The sequence below is a fragment of the Streptomyces sp. NPDC058653 genome (assembly GCF_042716895.1).
GTDB lineage: Bacteria > Actinomycetota > Actinomycetes > Streptomycetales > Streptomycetaceae > Streptomyces.
In genome coordinates, this window is sequence record NZ_JBHXRM010000028.1 from 68,466 (window position 1) to 84,087 (window position 15,622).

Sequence of the window (15,622 nt, forward strand, 5' to 3'; positions counted from 1 at the left end):
GGTGACGGGCGGACCGCCGGACGTCGTCAGGGGGTGGAGACGGCGGTGTCCGGCGTACGTGGGGTGAAGCGGACGGGCAGTGACCGCAGGGAGCGGATGAACGGGCCCGGGCGCCAGGCGAGTTGGTCGCGCGGCATGACGGGCTCCAGGTCCGGCAGCCACTGGGTGATGCGCTCGATGGCCTCGGTGGCGATGAGCAGCGCCTGCTGTTTGACGGGGCACTTGTGCGCGCCGGCGCCCCAGGACAGGTGCGAGGCGTCGTGCGGATGGTGGGGTACTCCGGCGTCGTCCTGTTCGGAGAAGTAGCCGAGCGCTCCGTAGCTGACGATGACCGGCACCGCCCTGCGCACCCAGACGCCGTGGAAGGTCAGCGACTCACGGGCGTAGAGGATGCCGTAGTTCGCCAACGGGGTCTCGTGGCGCAGCACTTCGACGACCGCGTCCATCACGGGGCGGGAGCCGCTGGTGAGGGTGGAGTAGTACGCGGGGTTCCCGAGGATCCGGGAGAGCGCGTTGGCGACGAGGTTCGCGGTGGGCTCGTGGCCGGCGGCCATCATGATGAAGACCTGCCAGACGACCTCGTCGTACGCGAGGTCCGCCGGGTGGTCGATCAGCCAACTGGTCAGGTCGTCCCCGCGTCTGAGGGTCTTGGCGGTGACGAGCTCGGTGACGTACAGGCCGTACTCCGCCTCACCGGCGGCGGCCTCCTCACCGCCCTCCATGAGCCGGCCGATGGAGTTGTGGAGCCGGACGCTCTCGCTGTCGGGCAGTCCGAAGAGGTTGTTGAAGATCAGCGTCATCAGCGGACGGGCGAAGTCGTCCACCAGGTCCGCGCTGCCCGCCGGGCCGAACCGCCCCACCAGCAGGTCCACGGCGCGGTGCACCCGCTCGCGCAGGTCGTGCGGCTCGACGAGGTCGAAGGCGTCGATGAGCGCGGTGCGGTAACGGGCGTGCGCCGCGCCGTCGTTGAAGAGCGGATTGGGGCGCCATTTCAGCATGCTGAGGATCGGTGAGTCCGGGGCGGCGGTGGACTCCCACTCCCGTGAGTCGTGCGACCAGGTGTCGGGGTCGTGCAGGATGTCGAGGGCGGCCCGGCGGTCGGTGACGATGTACGCGGGCTCGCCCGGGGCGAGTTCGCCCCAGCCGACGGGGCCCTGCGCCTTGAGGGCCTCGTAGCGGCTGTGCGGATCGGCCGCGAAGCCCTCGTCCCAGAGCCGGACCGGCGCCGAGAGTGAGAAGGCCTTCGCGGGTGGGGGGTAGGTGGTCACCAGGTCACCGTGTTTCCCTCGGTGGGCGCGGCGCCGCTCTCGACGGCGCCGGCGACGGCTTCGGCCGAGGTCACGGCCTCGGCGGGCCGGCTCGCCGCGTGAGCCGCTATCAGATGCTGTACCAGCGCCAGCAGTGCGTCGACGGAGGAGTTGGTGTCCCGGGCGTCGCAGACGATCATCGGCGTGCCGGGCTCCAGATCCAGCGAGCCGCGCAGCTGCTCCTCCGTGTAGGGGCGCGAGTCGGGAAAGGTGTTGAGCGCCACGGCGTACGGCAGGCCCGACTCCTCGACCAGCCCGAGCACGTCGAACGAGTCGTCGATACGCCGGGTGTCGATGAGGACGAGCGCGCCGAGCGCGCCGTGGGCGATGTCCGCCCACAGGGCGCGGAAGCGCTCCTGTCCGGGGGTGCCGAACAGATAGAGCACGATCCCGGCGCCCAGGCTGATCCGTCCGAAGTCGATCGCGACGGTCGTGGTGGTCTTGTCACGGACGCCCGCGAGGTTGTCCACCGACACGGACGCCTCGGTGAGGTGTTCCTCGGTGTGCAGCGGACGGATCTCGGACACCGAGTCGATCAGGGTGGTCTTGCCGACCCCGAAGGGGCCCGCCACCAGGATCTTGACCAACTCGCTCGTGGTGTCGGGCAGGTGGAGCCCGCCGGCGCTGGTGCTACTGCTTGAGGGCGCGGAGGCCATCGGCCACTCTCTTCAACAGGTCGGAGGCGGGCAGGGCGGCCGGGGGCACCGGCGGGCGTACGTTCACCAGAGCCTGTTCCGCCAGCTCTGCGGCGAGTACGCGTACGGCGGAGACCGGCAGCTCCAGCAGGGCGGCGGCTTCCACCAGGGTGAGCGTTCCGCCGTCGAGCACGTCGTACAGGGCGTGGCTCGCGGCGGGCAGTCCGTCGGGGGCGGGCCCGGTCCCGCCGGTCAGCAGCGATAGCCGCTCCAGCTCGGTACGGCGCGGCCGCGCCACCCCGCCGGTGGACAGATAGGCGGGAACGAGTGGACGGCCGCTCCTGCGGCCGGTCATGCCGGAGTGCCGCCCTCGCCCGCGCGGGGGGCGGCGGTCATCGTTTTCTCACCGAGTCTGGCGACCTGCGAGTGCACGCGGTGGGCGAGCAGGTCGAGCCGTACCTCGGGCCCCCCGTACGCGGCGACACAGGTGCCGTGCGAGGTGGGCGCGACCAGGATGTAACCGTGGTCGGACTCGATGACGATCTGTCGGATGTCCGCCTCGTCCTTGTCTGCGAAGGCGGCGGCGGCCGTACGGCACGCGCCCTGCACGGTGCTGGTGATCGCCGAGGTGCGTTCGGCGGTGGCCTGGCTGAGCGCCTCCGTGTAACCGGAGACCAGGCCGTCCCTCGTGAGGAGGACGGCTGCCCGCACATGCGGGATCTCCAGGATCGGATCGAGCACCCACGCCGTTTCGCCGGCGTCGCGGCTTTTCATCGCGGGTCGTTCCCTTCGGGGTCGGCGGTGGATCGTGCCGCTGCGGTGCCGGTCTGGAGCGCGCCGAGCGCCGCGGCGGAGTCTTCGGGGGTACGGGCGGATGGCTGGGCCTGCTGAGGAACGGGCCGGACGGACGGGGGTGCCGTGTCGGCGGCGGGGCGGGCGCGGCGGCGCCTGCGCTGGGGCAGGTCGTCGTCGATCGGGATGGTGGCGGCCGGGCCGGGGAGCTCGGTGTGGGCCGGGTGGGCCGCCGTGAGCGTCTCGGGGGTGATGGACGCGATGGACTTGGGGGAGTGACGGGTCCTCATGGTCCGCGAGGACGCGGCGGTCCTGACGGGCAGCTTCCCGTTCGCCTCCTGCCTGGGCGGCTCCGGCGCCCCGGCCGGACGGGTGGAGCGCGGCGCGGCGGCGGCCGGTGGTCTGAGGACCGGGTCGACATGGCTGAGCAGATGGTTGCTGACCAGCAGCACCGCTCGTACGCCGCCGTACGGCGACGGGGTCGAGAGGTCGACGGACAGGTCGAACTGCCGGGTGAGCTGGCCGATCGCGGCCAGTCCCATCCGGGGCGGGTCGCCGAGGTCGGAGAGCAGGATCGGTTCGCTGCTCGCCACCATCCGCTGCGCGTACGCGCGTTCGTCGGCCGACATGCCGACTCCGGCGTCGTCGATGGTGACGGCGACCCCGTGGTGGGCGCGTTCCAGGTTCACGGTGACGTCGGTGTCGCGTGAGGAGTGCCGCAGCGCGTTGTCGAGGAGTTCGGCGACGATGATCGCGACCGGCTCGACGGCGTGCGAGACGAGCCCGGTGCCCGGCTCCAGATGGTTGTTGACGCGGACGCGGCGGTATCCGACCAGGCGTGACTGACCGCCGGTCACCGCGTCCACCAGGTGCGACTCCTCACGGGCCAGCCCCACCCAGGCACCGCAGACCACCGCGGCGACCTGTGCGCGCCGCAGCGACTGCTCGTTCTCGTGGTCGAGCGCGAACAGGGTCTGTGCCAACTCGGGGTCGTCGTACTGCTGTTGCAGTCCCCTGAGCACGTCCTGGAGCCGGTAGAGCCCGGCCTGGATCTCGCGGGTGGTGCCGCGCATACCGGCCCGGGCCGCGGCGTCGACCCTCTTGCGCTCCTGTCTCATGGCGCCGAGCAGGCCGTCGAGCACCCCTTCCAGAGCAGCGCCTGGTCCGGTGCGGGCGAAGACGGGGTTCACCGGTCCGGGCACCTGGGCGTGCGGGTGCGCGGCACGGGTGGCCACCGCGGGGAGGCGCCTCTCGGTGAGATGGGCGATCTCCGCGGTCAGCTCGTGGGAGGCGCGTTCGGCCTTGGTCCGGGTGTTCTCCAACTGTTCCCGCAGGCCGCCGATCTCCGCACGGAGCCCGGACCGGTCACGACGGGAGCGAAGGAGCACCGCTGCCAGGACGAGAGCCAGCAGTGTCCCGGCGGCCAGGCCGGCCGCGGCCGGAACCGTTATCTCGATCATCGGACGGACCTCGGGAGGATCGGGGACTTCGGGCGGGTTCGGTTGGACCCGGGGGCGGACCCGCACAGTACACACCGTCATCGGGCGTGTGCGCACCGCGTTCTTGGGGAGATGCACTCGTAATTGCCCCTATCGGGGTGACCGCCGCCCGATGTGTCCGGTATGAGAACGGCCTTCGTACGCCGCCCGGAGTAGCGGGCGACTCCTGCGGCGGGATGTGGAGGCACCGGGTCGCTCCGTAGCGTCGAAGGCGGAACACGACGACAGGAGACGACAGGAATGGGGTGCCGTATGCGCGTCGAGATCCCACGGCCCGGAAGGCCGAGGAACCCGGGAAGACCGGGGGTACGCGTCGTCAGCGAGCGGAGTACCGCTCAGGGGATCGTCGATCTCACCGTCGATTCACCGGCGTTGGGCCGGACGGCGACGGTGCGGCTGACCACCCCTGACGGGTGGGAGGAGCGCCGGCCGGACGACCGCTGGCCGGTGCTCCTCCTGCTCGCGGGCGGCGACGGGGACCACGAGAGCTGGACCCGCGACCATCGGGTGCAGGACCTGCCCGAACTGCGCGACGTCCTGGTCGTGATGCCGCAGATGCCGCTGTTCGGCTTCTACACGAACTGGTGGAACGGGGGCGCGGGCGGGCCCCCGGCCGTGGAGAGGTTCCAGCTGGACGAGGTACTCCCGCTCCTGGAGCGCGCGTACGGCGCGGGCACCCGGCGCACGGTCGCGGGAGAGTCGCAGGGCGGGTTCGGCGCGGTCTCGTACGCGGCGCGGCGGCCGGGGATGTTCCGCGCGGCGGCCGGCTTCAGCGGTTACGTGCATCCGCTCCAGCACCCGCACGCGATCAAGGCCGGCATGGACCATCTGGGTCTGGACTGGAAGGCGATCTGGGGCGATCCGGTCGCCCAGCGCGCCAACTGGGAGGCGCACGACCCGTATTACCTGGCGGAGCGGCTGCGGGGCACGCCGGTCCGGCTGGCGAGCGGTGACGGGACGGCGGGGGTGCTCGATCCGCCGGACGTGGAGCCGGACGAGCACATCCCGGGCCTGGAGGACCCCGACGACCCGTTCGGCCCCGACGTGATCTCGCCGACCGAGGCGCTCATGGAGCGGGAGTCCAGGGCGCTGGCGGGGCGGCTGAGGGAGGCGGGGGTCCGGGTGACGACGCACTTCTACCCGGGCACGCACTCCCCGGCGTACTGGGAGCGCGAGTTGAAGGCGGCGCTGCCGATGCTGCTGAAGCCGCTGGCCGGTTGAGCGAGCAGAGGCACGGCGGGAAGCACGGCGGGGGGAGAGGAGCGGGCCGACTGCCCCGCGCGGAAGGGGAGTTCCGCGCGGGGCAGCGGCCGTACCGGGGAGGGCGCGCGGTCACTCGTGGGAGGAGCGCGCGGTCGCTCGTGGGAGGGGTGCGCGCCGGCTCAGCCGATCGTCACGCGGAAGATCTTGTCCGCGCCGGCCGGCTCACCGCCGTTGCCGTCCGCGTTGGTCGTGGAGAGCCAGAGCGCGTCGGCGCCGGGCACCTTGGTGACACCGCGCAGCCGCCCGTACGTGCCGACGTAGTGCGCCCGGGGTGTGCCGACGTTCTCGTTGCCGGCGTTGATCGGGATCTGCCAGAGCCTCTCGCCGCGCAGCGATGCCATGTAGACGGCGCTGTCGACGATGGCGATACCGCTGGGCGAGGCCTCGGCGGTGGTCCAGGTGGCCTTGGGGTTGGTCATCCCGGCCTGGGAGCAGTTGCCTTCGCAGACGGGCCAGCCGTAGTTGTTGCCGGCCTTGACGAGGTTGAGCTCGTCCCTGGCGTTCTCGCCGAGTTCCGCCTCCCAGAGACGGCCCTGCGGGTCGAAGGCGATGCCCTGCGGGTTTCGGTGGCCGAGGCTGAAGACGTGGTTGCCGAACGGGTTGCCGGGCGCCGGGCGGCCGTCCTTGGTCATCCGAAGGATCTTGCCGTTGAGCGAGTTCCTGTCCTGGGCGAGAGCGGTGTTCTGCGCGTCGCCGGTGGTGGCGTAGAGATAGCCGTCGGGGCCGAAGGCGAGCCGGCCGCCGTTGTGGTACCTGTTCTTCGTGATGCCCTTCAACAGGGCCGTGTAGCCGGTGAGTGAGGTGCCGTCGTAGGTCATCCGGGCGATCCGGTTGCCCTCGGACGAGGTGTGCATGAAGTACACGAAGTGATTGCTCTGCCACTGCGGGTCGACGGCGACGCCCATCAGCCCGCCCTCGCCGCCGGTGGTCTGTGATTCGGGGACGGTGCCGATCTGGGTCCGCCGCCCGTCCGGTGTCACCTTGAAGACCTTGAAGGTGTCGCGCTCGGTGACCAGCGCCGAGGAGTTGTCGGGCATCCAGTGGATGCCCCAGGGGATCGAGTAGCCGGTGGAGATGGTGGTGATGCCGGTCGGCTCACCGGCGGCGCGGGCGCGGGGCTCGTTCGCGCTCGCCGTCTGGACGAGTCCGGCGACGAGCGCCGCCGCGGCGACCGTGGCCGCCGCCGTCCTGGCGAGGGTCTTCGTCGGGTTGCTTCCCTGCATGGATTCCTCCGGATGGGGTGGGGGGTCGGGAGGTGCGCGTGGTGCGGCCATGAAGGGCCGCTGGAAAGGAAGTTCTAAGGGTGAGCGGGCGCCGCTCCGTGGTCTTTCGGGTGATCCCGGTAGATGTACGGGGGCGCCGGCGGTGCCGCGCCGGCCCGCAGGGGTCCGGGCCCTCTCGGGGTGTCCACCAGGTCACGTACGAGCGCGTGGTCGGGCGACAGACGGCAGGCCGGGTCGGTCCGCGCGGCGTCGCCGGTGAGCGCGTGGGCCTGGCAGCGGCAGCCGCCGAAGTCCTTCTTACGGAGCTCGCAGCCGCGGCAGGTGTCGCTCATCCACTCCTCGCCCCGGTAGAGGTTGAAGGCCCTCGACTCCCGCCAGATCCACTCCAAGGAGTGGTCCTTGACGTTGGGCGCGTCCAGTCCCGGCAGCGCGGCGGCGGCCGGGCAGGGGTAGACGGTGCCGTCGGGAGCGACCGTGAGCGAGAGGGCTCCCCAGCCGCCCATGCAGGGTTTGGCGGTCCCGTCCACGTAGTCCGGCACCACCCACACCAGCTCCAGCCGCCCGGCCAGCCGTGTCCGCCAGCGCTCGACGGACTCCAGGGCCCGGGCGATCCGGGCGCGGTCGGGCAGGAGCGCGTCGCGATTGCGCAGTGCCCAGCCGTAGAACTGGGTGTTGGCGAGTTCGAGGCGCTCCGCGCCCCAGTCGAGGGCGAGGGTGACGAGGTCGTCCAGCGCGTCGAGGTTGGCGCGGTGCAGGACGACGTTGAGGCCGAGGGGCAGGTCCGCCGCGCGGACGAGCCGGGCGGCGCGCTCCTTGGCGGCGAACGAGCGTGCCCCGGCTATGAGTTCGGACGCGGCGGGGTCCGCGTGCTGCACCGAGAGCTGGACGCTGCGCAGTCCGGCGTCGACCAGGGCGGCGAGCCGCTGTTCGTGCAGTCCGACGCCGCTGGTGACGAGCTGGGTGTGGATCCCGGCGCCGTCCGCGGCGGCGACGATCTCGGTCAGGTCGCGGCGCAGGAGCGGTTCGCCGCCCGAGAGATGGCTCTGTACGACTCCGAGGCCGGCAGCCTGGCGGAACACATCCGTCCACTGATCGGTCGTCAGTTCGCTTGCCCTGGAGACCAGTTCGACGGGGTTGGAGCAGTACGAGCAGTGCAGGGGGCAGCCGTGGCTCAGCTCGGCGAGCAGCGCCCACGGCGGGGCGGGGAGGGCGGGTGGCCCGGCCGGGGCCGCCTGACCGCTCGGTCCGGGCGCGTGACTGGTCGGTCCCGTCACCTGAGCCATCCTTCCGCGCGTAACCGGCCCAGAAAGACCGGGACCTCCTCGGCGACAGGCGCGCCGGGATACTCCCCGGCCAGCGTGGCGACGATCGTGCCGACGTCGTTCGCGCCGTCGCAGAGGCGCAGGACGGATCCGGCGTTGCCCTGGAGCACGACGACGCGCTCCGGCAGGACGAGCAGGTCCGTGTCGCGCACCCGGTCGTGCCGGAACACCACCGAGCGGGAGAGCACCGGCTTCCAGCCGGATTCGATGTCCGGCGGCGGTCCAGTCATGGCTGTCGCTCCCCCGTACCGTGGTCGACCGCGTCGAGCAGGGACCAGAGCACGTCGCACTTGAACCGGAGCGCGGCCACCGCCGCCTCCTGCTCCCGCCGGGTCACGGCCCACGCCAGGACCAGGGCGAGGGCTTCCTCGCTGTCCCGCCGGCCCTGTCCGACGCGGTCGCGGAAGTAGGTGAGGCCGTCGGCCTCGATCCAGCGGTAGTGGCGCTCGAACGCGGCGATACGGGTGCGCATGATGCCGGGCGCCGCGAGTTCGGTGAGGGAGGCGGCGACGGCTTCGAGGGGTGAGCCCAGTCGGCAGAAGTTGACGTAGCCGTCGACCGCGAGCCGTACGCCCGGCAGGACTTCGGCGCCCGAGCGGAGCCGTGCCCGGTCGATCCCGGCGGCCTCGCCGAGGCGGAGCCAGCGCTCGATGCCGCCCTGGCCCTCGGCCGGGCCGTCGTGGTCCTGGATTCTGCGGAGCCAGGAGCGGCGCAGGGAGGAGTCGTCGAACTTGGCCAGGATCAGGGCGTCCTTGACGGGGATGTGCCGCTGGTAGTGGAAGCGGTTGATGATCCAGCGGCGCAACTCGGCCGGTTCCAGGGTGCCTTCGTGCATCCGCAGGTTGAACGGGTGGCGGTCGTGGTAGCGCTCGGCCGGTACGGCGCGCAGCCGGTCCGTGAACTCCTCGGGGCTCCAGGGCCCGTCCGTGCGCGTCGCGGTCGGGGCGGCTGTGCTCACAGCTCGATCACCATTCCGTCGGCGGCGACCGCCAGGCCCCACTCCCCCAGCAGTTCGTGCTGCGGGGCGTCCGGGTCGCCGAGCGGGTTCGTGTTGTTGAGGTGGGTGTAGAGACAGCGGGCGCGCAGACCGGAGAGCCGGCGCGCCGTGCCGCCGGGTCCGGCGATCGGCAGATGTCCCATGCCGGTGGCCGTCCTGGACGAGATGCCGGTCCGTACGGGCTCCTCGTCGTCCCAGAAGGTGCCGTCGACGATCACGCAGTCGGCGGCCTCGACGGCGTCCTGGAAGGTGTCGGTCCAGCGGGCGAGGGCGGGCGCGTAGACGAGACTGCGGCCGGTGGCGGTCTCGCGCAGCCGCAGGGCGACGACCCAGGTGTGGTCGTCGTCCGTTCCGCCGGCGGTGCCGGGGGCCGCGACGGCGTAACGGGGCCGTTTGGGCGAGACGGGCACGGCGTCGATCTCGACGCCGCCGCTCTTGGTGAGCGGCACCGGCTCGCCGCCCAACTCCCGCCATTCGACGCGGGTGTACGGGGTGAGGATGTCGTCCAGTCTCATGAGCCCGGTCAGGGCGCGGCGGACGGGCCGGGTGGCGAGGACGTCGAAACCGTCGGCCTCGCGCAGCCGGGCGATGCCGAGGGTGTGGTCCAGTTCGGCGTCGGTGAGGATCACTCCGGCCACGGGGGTGTCGCGCGGTCCGGGCCCCGGGTGCAGTGCGGGGCTGTCCTCGATCTGGTCACCGATGTCGGGGGTCGCGTTGACGAGATACCAGCGGTCCTCGTCGGCGCGCAGGGCGAGTGAGGCGTGACGGCGGCGCCGGTGCGGGTGGGCGCGTGCCCCGGCGCAGCCGGGACACGCGCAGTTCCACTGGGGCAGCCCGCCGCCCGCCGCGGTGCCGAGCACCTGCAGCAGCATGGCGGTGGGGTCTACCGGTCGGTCAGGGCGTAGGCGGTGACCTCGAGCGCGGTCTCGACGACCACGAATTCCGGGGTCTGCCAGTTGATCGTGGAGTCCGTCGGCTCCGGGGCCTTTTCCTGTGAGTCGTTCATGAGCCGTGCCTGCCTTCCTGAGATGTGGGGGTCAGGAGTGATTCAGGTTTGACTTCTCGGTGACACACGGTGCCGACCGCCGAACGCTCATTCACATCGATGTCCGGCGTTCAGCCCTGTGCCACAGCGTTGCCTCTCGCACGGGGCCCGGTCAATGGGGCGGACCGCATCCCATCCGATCACATCCGGACTCGGACCGGTGGGGTCCGGGAAGCCGACCACCCGTGTGGGTGGCGTTTCCGATCGGTCCTGGCCGACACGCCGTCAGGGTGCGGCGGTTCCGGCGGCGCCGACCCCGATGACCAGCTCCGGACGGTCCCACATCACGGCGGGCGGATTGGCGGGAACCGTTCCGACGCGTTCGGCGCCCACGCTCCGGTAGAAGCCCTCGGCGGGCGGGTGCGACACCACGCGTACGGAGGTGAGACCGGCGGCGCGCGCCTCCCCCTTCATGTGGTCGACCAGCCGCCGCCCGACACCGAGGCCCTGCGCGGCGTCCGCGACGAACATCAGGTCCAGCTCGGGCGGGACGAGCAGCAGGGCGTAGAAGCCGAGCAGCCGGCCGTCGGGAGCCTCGGCGAGGAAGACCCGATGGGTCTCGATGTAGTCGGGTCCCACGCGGTAGCCGGCGATCATGGGCGCGTAGGGGCCCTCGTAGGCGCGGGACGCCCGGACGAGCCGGGTCACCCGTCCGGCGTCGCGCGCGGTCGCCCGCCGGAGCGTGACGGCCGGGTGGGAGCGGGCTCCCCGCCGGCCCGCCGCGCGGCCGGAGTCGGTAATACGCGAGGTCATGGCGGGAGTATTACGCACCGGGTGGGACGCACCGGACGGCGGGGCTCCGTCGCGCTGCCGGTGACCGGCGCCCCTTGTACGGTCGGGAGGAGTCCCAGGACCCGGTCGGACGAGAGGAAGCGGCCATGCTCGGCAGCAGCAAGGCGTACAGCGGTTTCGCCGTGGACGACATCCCGCGGGCCCGGGTCTTCTACGAGGAGACGCTGGGGCTGAAGGTCACCGAGGCGAACGGGATGCTTCAGCTGCGTCTCGGGAGCGGGGCGGAGGTGCTCGTCTATCCGAAGCCGAACCATGTCCCCGCCACGTTCACGATCCTGAACTTCCCCGTGGAGGACATCGAGCGGGCCGTGGACGAACTGGTCCGGCGCGGCGTGAGCTTCGAGCGCTACCCGGACATGGAGACCGACGAGCGGGGCATCTTCCGGCTCGGCGGCCCGTACATCGCGTGGTTCACCGACCCGGCGGGCAACACGCTCTCCGTGCTCCAGGACCGGCCGGCCTGATCCGGCGGACGGGGCCGCCCGACCGTTCGGCCTCCCGCACGTCGGTGCGACCGCTTGTCCGCGCGACGGCTCGGCCTCGCGCTTGACCTGAACCGCGGTTCAACTTCTACGTTCGTGGTCACCGGCAGCGGCCGAACGAGGAGGCAGTTCCCATGACCACGACCACCGTTCCCGAGCACTACCGCCACTCCGTGATCGCCCATGTCATGGTCGACGGGGCCCATGCCGCGATCGACTTCTACGGCAGGGCGTTCGGCGCCGAAGAGCTGTTCCGCGTCGACGGTCCGCGAGGCCGGATCGTCCATGCCGAGATGGGCGTCGAGGGGTCGGTCTTCATGCTGGGCGACGCGGAGGGGCCCGTGTTCGGGGCGCCGGGCGCCCTCGGCGGCACCACCGTGGGGCTGCATGTCTTCGTCGAGGATGTCGACGCGCTGGCGCGGCGGGCCGTCGCGGCGGGTGCGGAACTGCTCCAGCCACCGGCCGACCAGTTCCACGGCGACCGCACCGCGATCCTGCGGGACCCGTACGGACATGTGTGGGTCTTCCTCACGCATCTGGAGGACCTGACCCCGGAGGAGATCACCCGCCGCGCGGGTGGACACGGCACCGGACGGTGACCGGCGGGGCGCCCGCGCGCCCCGCCGTCAGCCCCGTCCCACCATCAGCCCCGCCCGGCCATCACCTGTGTCCCGCCGTCAGCTCCGGGTGTCGCGGTGGCGGGCCCAGGCCGGCAGGACGAACCAGCAGAGCACGAACCACAGCACGAGTCCCGCCACGATCCACAGGGCCACGGCGTTGTGCAGGGCCACGCGCAGGATCAGCAGCAGCGCCGACGCCATGGTGCCCAGCAGGAAGATCAGTCCCATGACGGTGAGCCGGGACGCCCATTCGACCGCCTCGGGCTTCAACTGCCGCCCCGCGACCATCCGGTGGAAGGACACCGGGGCGATGAGGGCGCCCGTGGCGACGGCGCCGAGAACCACCGTCACGACATAGATGTTGGTGTCGGTGTCCGACAGTTCGGTGAAGCGCGACTGGAAGACGACGGTGAGCAGGAACCCGAAGAGGATCTGCACACCGGTCTGGGCCACACGTAGTTCCTGGAGCAGTTCCGCCCAGCGCCGGTCGGCGCGTTCCTCCGGCGATTCGTCCCGACCGACGTTCGAGCCGCCGCCTTCTCCGCTCAGGTCATTCGTCATGCTCTCCAGGTGTCCCCGCGCGCGGCGTCCATGCGCGCGCCCCCGCGCGTGCCCCGGCGTGTCGTCGGCGACGGACGGACCGGCGGTGCGCACCCCTCACAGCCTCGGGATTTACATAGGTTAGCCTTACCTTCGTTGACCATGTGGTCAAAGTGGTCGTCGACATGGTCAAGGAGCGGCACGTGGTGGAGGATGACGCGTCCGGGCGTGGTGTCCCGCGTGCCGCCCTCCGGGGACAGCGCCGCGCTGTCGTGCTCAGCTCCGTGCTGGGCGCGGCCCGTCAGATCGGCGAGGCGCTCGTTCCCGTCCTCATCGGTGTGGTCGTCGACCGCGCCGTCGTACGCCCCGACGGTGGCGCGCTCACCCGCCGGCTCCTCATCCTCGCCGCCGTCCATCCGATGCTCACGCTCGGTTTCCGGACCGGGGCCCGGATCGCCGAAGGCGCCGCCGAACGTGCGGGGCATCCGCTGCGCCTGGACGTCGTACGGCGCGCTCTCGCCCCGCACGGCGGCACGGAGGCGGGCCGCCCGCCCGGCGCGCTGGTGGGCGGCCGGCTCGTGCTGTCCGGCTCCGGCGGTCTCGGCGAGCTGGTGTCGGCCGTGGGGCTCGCGCTGTTCCTGCCGGGGCCGCTCGGGGTGCTCGCCCGGGTCGGCGCCGAGCCGGCGCGCGGCCGGGCGTCGGCGGCGCGGATCGCCGATGTGCTCGCCGGGCCGGGGGAGTTCACCGCCGGGGACCTGCCGCCGGTCTCCCCGCCCGATCCGCCGCGCGGCGAACTGCGGCTTCGCGGACTCACCCACGGCGGTCTCCGCGGGCTCGACCTCCTCGTACGGCCCGGCGAACTTCCGGGTGTCGTCGTCACCGACACCGCCGACGCCGCCTCCCTGACATCAACCACCGCCCCGTACCCCCCACTTCCTCCTGTCCGCTCCGTCCGAATCCCCGAGGTCCACACATGTCCCAGAACCGACTCACCGCCACGGCTCTCGCGGCCGTACTCCTCCTCGGCGCCGCCGCCTGCGGCTCCGGCGACGACACGGGCGACAGCGGCGGCGACGCCGCGAAGGTGACCATCGGGCACAAGTTCGGCAGCACCGAGGTCCCCGTGGACCCGGAGCGCGTCGTGACCGTCGGTCTCACCGACCAGGACGCCCTCCTCGCCCTCGGCAAGGTCCCTGTCGGCACCACCGAATGGCTCGGCGGCTACGAGGGCGCCATCGGCCCCTGGGCGGCCGACAGGCTCGGCGGCAAGGCGGTGCCCACCGTACTGAAGGACACCGGCACCGGCCCCCAGCCGGAGAAGATCGCCGCGCTGCGGCCCGACGTGATCCTCGCCCTGTACTCGGGTCTCACGAAGGAGCAGTACACCACCCTGTCGAAGATCGCCCCGGTGGTGGCCCAGCCCAAGGAGTACCGGGACTTCGGCATACCGTGGCAGAAGCAGACGGAGACCGTCGGCACCCTGCTGGGGAAGGCCGACGAGGCGAAGAAGATCGTCGCGGACACGGAGAGGACCATCGCGGACGCGGCGGCCGCGCACCCCGAGTTCAAGGGAGCGACAGCGGCGGCGGCCACGGCGTACGAGGGGATGTTCGTCTACGGCAGCCAGGACACCCGTCCCCGGCTCCTCACCTCGCTCGGCTTCGACCTCCCCGAGGGGCTCGACAAGGCCATCGGGGACCGGTTCGGCGCCAACATCAGCAAGGAGCGCACCGATCTGCTGGACACCGACGCCCTGGTGTGGCTGATGGCGGACCCGGCCAAGGACGGCCCGAAGCTGCGCGAGGAGCCGCTGTACGCGAAGCTCGACGTGGTCAAGGAGGGCCGCGAGGTGTACGTCGACGAGTCCACCGACTTCGGCAGCGCCATCTCGTTCGTGTCCGCCCTGAGCCTGCCGTACACCGTCGAGCGGCTGGTGCCGATGCTGGCCGCGGCCGTGGACGGCGAGACCGCCACCAAGGTCGCCTCGCCGGCGTCCTGACGATGGCCGGGACCGAGACCCCGCGCGCGACCGGGGCGCCGCGCACGACCGTGACCGGCCGTGTCACGGTGGCCGACGCCGCCGGCCGTCGCGGCCGGTGGCGCCCCGCGCTGCTCGTCACGCTCGTCGCCGCCCTGTTCCTGACGCTGTGTCTGCTCTCGCTCGGCCTCGGCGCCCTGCGGATCCCGCCCGGTCAAGTGCTGGACGTCCTGACCGGGCAGCCGGTCGGCGCGCGCGTCGAGGACGTGATCATGTCCGTACGTGTCCCCCGTACCGGTCTCGCGGTGGCGGCGGGCGCGGCGCTCGGCCTGTCCGGCGCGGTGATGCAGGCGCTGACGCACAACCCGCTCGCCGATCCCGGCATTCTCGGGGTGAGCGCGGGCGCCGCGTTCGCCATCGTGGTCGCCGCCGGGCCGCTGGGGCTGAGCGGGGTGAACGGCCACGTCTGGTTCGCCTTCGCCGGGGCCATGGCGGCGAGCGTGCTCGTCCACCAGCTCGGGCGGCTCGGCCGGTCGGGGCCGACACCGGTGAAGCTGGCCCTCGCCGGTATCACCATCACGTCCGTGCTGACGTCGCTGACCAGTGCGGTCGTGCTGACCGATCCGGACGCGCTGGACCGTTACCGCTTCTGGTCGGCGGGCTCGCTCGCCGGTACGGACGCGGCCACGGTCGTACGAATCCTGCCGTTCCTGGCCGTCGGCGCCGTGCTCGCGCTGTTCATCGCCCCGGCGCTGAACAGCCTCGCCCTCGGTGACGACGTCGCGGTCTCGCTCGGGCGCCGGCTGGGACCGCTGCGGCTCCAGGGCGTCGTCGCCGTGACGTTGCTGACCGGCGGGGCCGTCGCCGTGATCGGGCCGGTGGTCTTCATCGGTCTCGTCGTGCCGCATACCGCCCGGGCGCTGGCCCAGTGGGCGGGCGTCGGGCCCGACCACCGGTGGCTGCTGCCGCTCTCCGCCGTGCTCGCCGCGTCCCTGCTGCTCGCCGCCGACATCCTGGGCCGGCTGCTGGCGAGCCCCGCCGAGGTGCAGGCGGGCGTGATCGTGGCGTTCATCGGCGGTCCGTTCTTCGTCGCCCTGGTCCGGCGGCGCCGGCTCGCGGAGGTATGA

19 protein-coding genes are annotated in these 15,622 nt (G+C 72.2%); 6 read left to right on the forward strand and 13 right to left on the reverse strand.

Annotated features, from left to right (window positions below):
* Positions 1-26 precede the first annotated feature (26 nt).
* Genes ACFWU9_RS23270 through ACFWU9_RS23290 form a run of 5 tightly spaced genes read right to left on the reverse strand, consistent with a single transcriptional unit; the run spans position 27 to position 4,194 of the window.
* Positions 27-1,268: a cytochrome P450 gene (locus tag ACFWU9_RS23270; RefSeq protein WP_384321367.1), complete on the reverse strand. Its 1,242-nt coding sequence runs from the start codon at positions 1,266-1,268 to the stop codon at positions 27-29.
* Positions 1,265-1,963 (reverse strand): ATP/GTP-binding protein, encoded by a 699-nt coding sequence (locus ACFWU9_RS23275; RefSeq protein WP_384321369.1) that lies wholly within the window; start codon positions 1,961-1,963, stop codon positions 1,265-1,267. Before ACFWU9_RS23275 ends, ACFWU9_RS23270 begins: the two co-directional genes overlap by 4 nt.
* Complete coding sequence (locus tag ACFWU9_RS23280; protein ID WP_384321371.1) at positions 1,938-2,297, reverse strand: DUF742 domain-containing protein; 360 nt, start codon at positions 2,295-2,297, stop codon at positions 1,938-1,940. The genes ACFWU9_RS23275 and ACFWU9_RS23280 overlap by 26 nt, the downstream gene beginning before the upstream one ends.
* Positions 2,294-2,716, reverse strand: coding sequence for a roadblock/LC7 domain-containing protein (locus tag ACFWU9_RS23285; RefSeq protein WP_384321373.1), 423 nt, complete (start codon positions 2,714-2,716; stop codon positions 2,294-2,296). Before ACFWU9_RS23285 ends, ACFWU9_RS23280 begins: the two co-directional genes overlap by 4 nt.
* The gene (locus ACFWU9_RS23290) at positions 2,713-4,194 is read right to left on the reverse strand and encodes an ATP-binding protein (RefSeq protein ID WP_384321375.1); all 1,482 of its coding nucleotides are present in this window, start codon (positions 4,192-4,194) and stop codon (positions 2,713-2,715) included. Before ACFWU9_RS23290 ends, ACFWU9_RS23285 begins: the two co-directional genes overlap by 4 nt.
* Positions 4,195-4,485: 291 nt before the next feature.
* Here ACFWU9_RS23290 and ACFWU9_RS23295 point away from each other — a divergent pair, with 291 nt between their 5' ends.
* On the forward strand, positions 4,486-5,454 hold the full coding sequence (locus tag ACFWU9_RS23295) for an alpha/beta hydrolase (protein WP_384321377.1): 969 nt from the start codon (positions 4,486-4,488) through the stop codon (positions 5,452-5,454).
* Between the two features lie 161 nt (positions 5,455-5,615).
* On the opposite strand, the gene ACFWU9_RS23300 is transcribed toward ACFWU9_RS23295, so the two are convergent.
* The 7 genes from ACFWU9_RS23300 to ACFWU9_RS23330 form a co-directional block, all read right to left on the reverse strand.
* Complete coding sequence (locus tag ACFWU9_RS23300) at positions 5,616-6,719, reverse strand: PQQ-dependent sugar dehydrogenase (RefSeq protein WP_384321379.1); 1,104 nt, start codon at positions 6,717-6,719, stop codon at positions 5,616-5,618.
* 74 nt (positions 6,720-6,793) lie between these two features.
* Positions 6,794-7,993, reverse strand: coding sequence for a pyrroloquinoline quinone biosynthesis protein PqqE (pqqE, locus tag ACFWU9_RS23305; RefSeq protein ID WP_384321381.1), 1,200 nt, complete (start codon positions 7,991-7,993; stop codon positions 6,794-6,796).
* Positions 7,990-8,271 carry a pyrroloquinoline quinone biosynthesis peptide chaperone PqqD gene (pqqD, locus tag ACFWU9_RS23310; protein ID WP_384321383.1) on the reverse strand — a complete coding sequence of 94 codons (282 nt, stop codon included), beginning with the start codon at positions 8,269-8,271 and terminating at the stop codon, positions 7,990-7,992. Before pqqD ends, pqqE begins: the two co-directional genes overlap by 4 nt.
* On the reverse strand, positions 8,268-8,999 hold the full coding sequence (gene pqqC / locus ACFWU9_RS23315) for a pyrroloquinoline-quinone synthase PqqC (RefSeq protein WP_384321385.1): 732 nt from the start codon (positions 8,997-8,999) through the stop codon (positions 8,268-8,270). The genes pqqD and pqqC overlap by 4 nt, the downstream gene beginning before the upstream one ends.
* Entirely contained in the window at positions 8,996-9,910 is a 915-nt protein-coding gene (pqqB, locus tag ACFWU9_RS23320) for a pyrroloquinoline quinone biosynthesis protein PqqB (protein ID WP_384321387.1), read from the reverse strand. The genes pqqC and pqqB overlap by 4 nt, the downstream gene beginning before the upstream one ends.
* An 11-nt stretch (positions 9,911-9,921) precedes the next feature.
* Positions 9,922-10,044 (reverse strand): pyrroloquinoline quinone precursor peptide PqqA, encoded by a 123-nt coding sequence (gene pqqA, locus ACFWU9_RS23325; RefSeq protein WP_384321389.1) that lies wholly within the window; start codon positions 10,042-10,044, stop codon positions 9,922-9,924.
* A 264-nt stretch (positions 10,045-10,308) separates the two neighbouring features.
* Positions 10,309-10,836: a GNAT family N-acetyltransferase gene (locus tag ACFWU9_RS23330; RefSeq protein WP_384321391.1), complete on the reverse strand. Its 528-nt coding sequence runs from the start codon at positions 10,834-10,836 to the stop codon at positions 10,309-10,311.
* A 125-nt stretch (positions 10,837-10,961) separates the two neighbouring features.
* Between ACFWU9_RS23330 and ACFWU9_RS23335 the strand changes: the two genes are divergently transcribed.
* Positions 10,962-11,339 (forward strand): VOC family protein, encoded by a 378-nt coding sequence (locus tag ACFWU9_RS23335; protein ID WP_384321393.1) that lies wholly within the window; start codon positions 10,962-10,964, stop codon positions 11,337-11,339.
* Positions 11,340-11,491: 152 nt separating this feature from the next.
* Positions 11,492-11,956 (forward strand): VOC family protein, encoded by a 465-nt coding sequence (locus ACFWU9_RS23340; protein WP_384321395.1) that lies wholly within the window; start codon positions 11,492-11,494, stop codon positions 11,954-11,956.
* Positions 11,957-12,034: 78 nt separating this feature from the next.
* Here the strand turns inward: ACFWU9_RS23340 and ACFWU9_RS23345 are convergent, their stop codons facing one another.
* Positions 12,035-12,538 carry a DUF6328 family protein gene (locus ACFWU9_RS23345; RefSeq protein ID WP_384321397.1) on the reverse strand — a complete coding sequence of 168 codons (504 nt, stop codon included), beginning with the start codon at positions 12,536-12,538 and terminating at the stop codon, positions 12,035-12,037.
* A 143-nt stretch (positions 12,539-12,681) separates the two neighbouring features.
* Here ACFWU9_RS23345 and ACFWU9_RS23350 point away from each other — a divergent pair, with 143 nt between their 5' ends.
* The 3 genes from ACFWU9_RS23350 to ACFWU9_RS23360 are packed head-to-tail and all read left to right on the forward strand — an operon-like array spanning position 12,682 to position 15,622.
* Entirely contained in the window at positions 12,682-13,605 is a 924-nt protein-coding gene (locus ACFWU9_RS23350) for a hypothetical protein (RefSeq protein ID WP_384321399.1), read from the forward strand.
* The gene (locus tag ACFWU9_RS23355; RefSeq protein WP_384321401.1) at positions 13,491-14,516 is read left to right on the forward strand and encodes an iron-siderophore ABC transporter substrate-binding protein; all 1,026 of its coding nucleotides are present in this window, start codon (positions 13,491-13,493) and stop codon (positions 14,514-14,516) included. Before ACFWU9_RS23350 ends, ACFWU9_RS23355 begins: the two co-directional genes overlap by 115 nt.
* A gap of 2 nt (positions 14,517-14,518) precedes the next feature.
* Positions 14,519-15,622 carry a FecCD family ABC transporter permease gene (locus ACFWU9_RS23360; RefSeq protein WP_384321403.1) on the forward strand — a complete coding sequence of 368 codons (1,104 nt, stop codon included), beginning with the start codon at positions 14,519-14,521 and terminating at the stop codon, positions 15,620-15,622.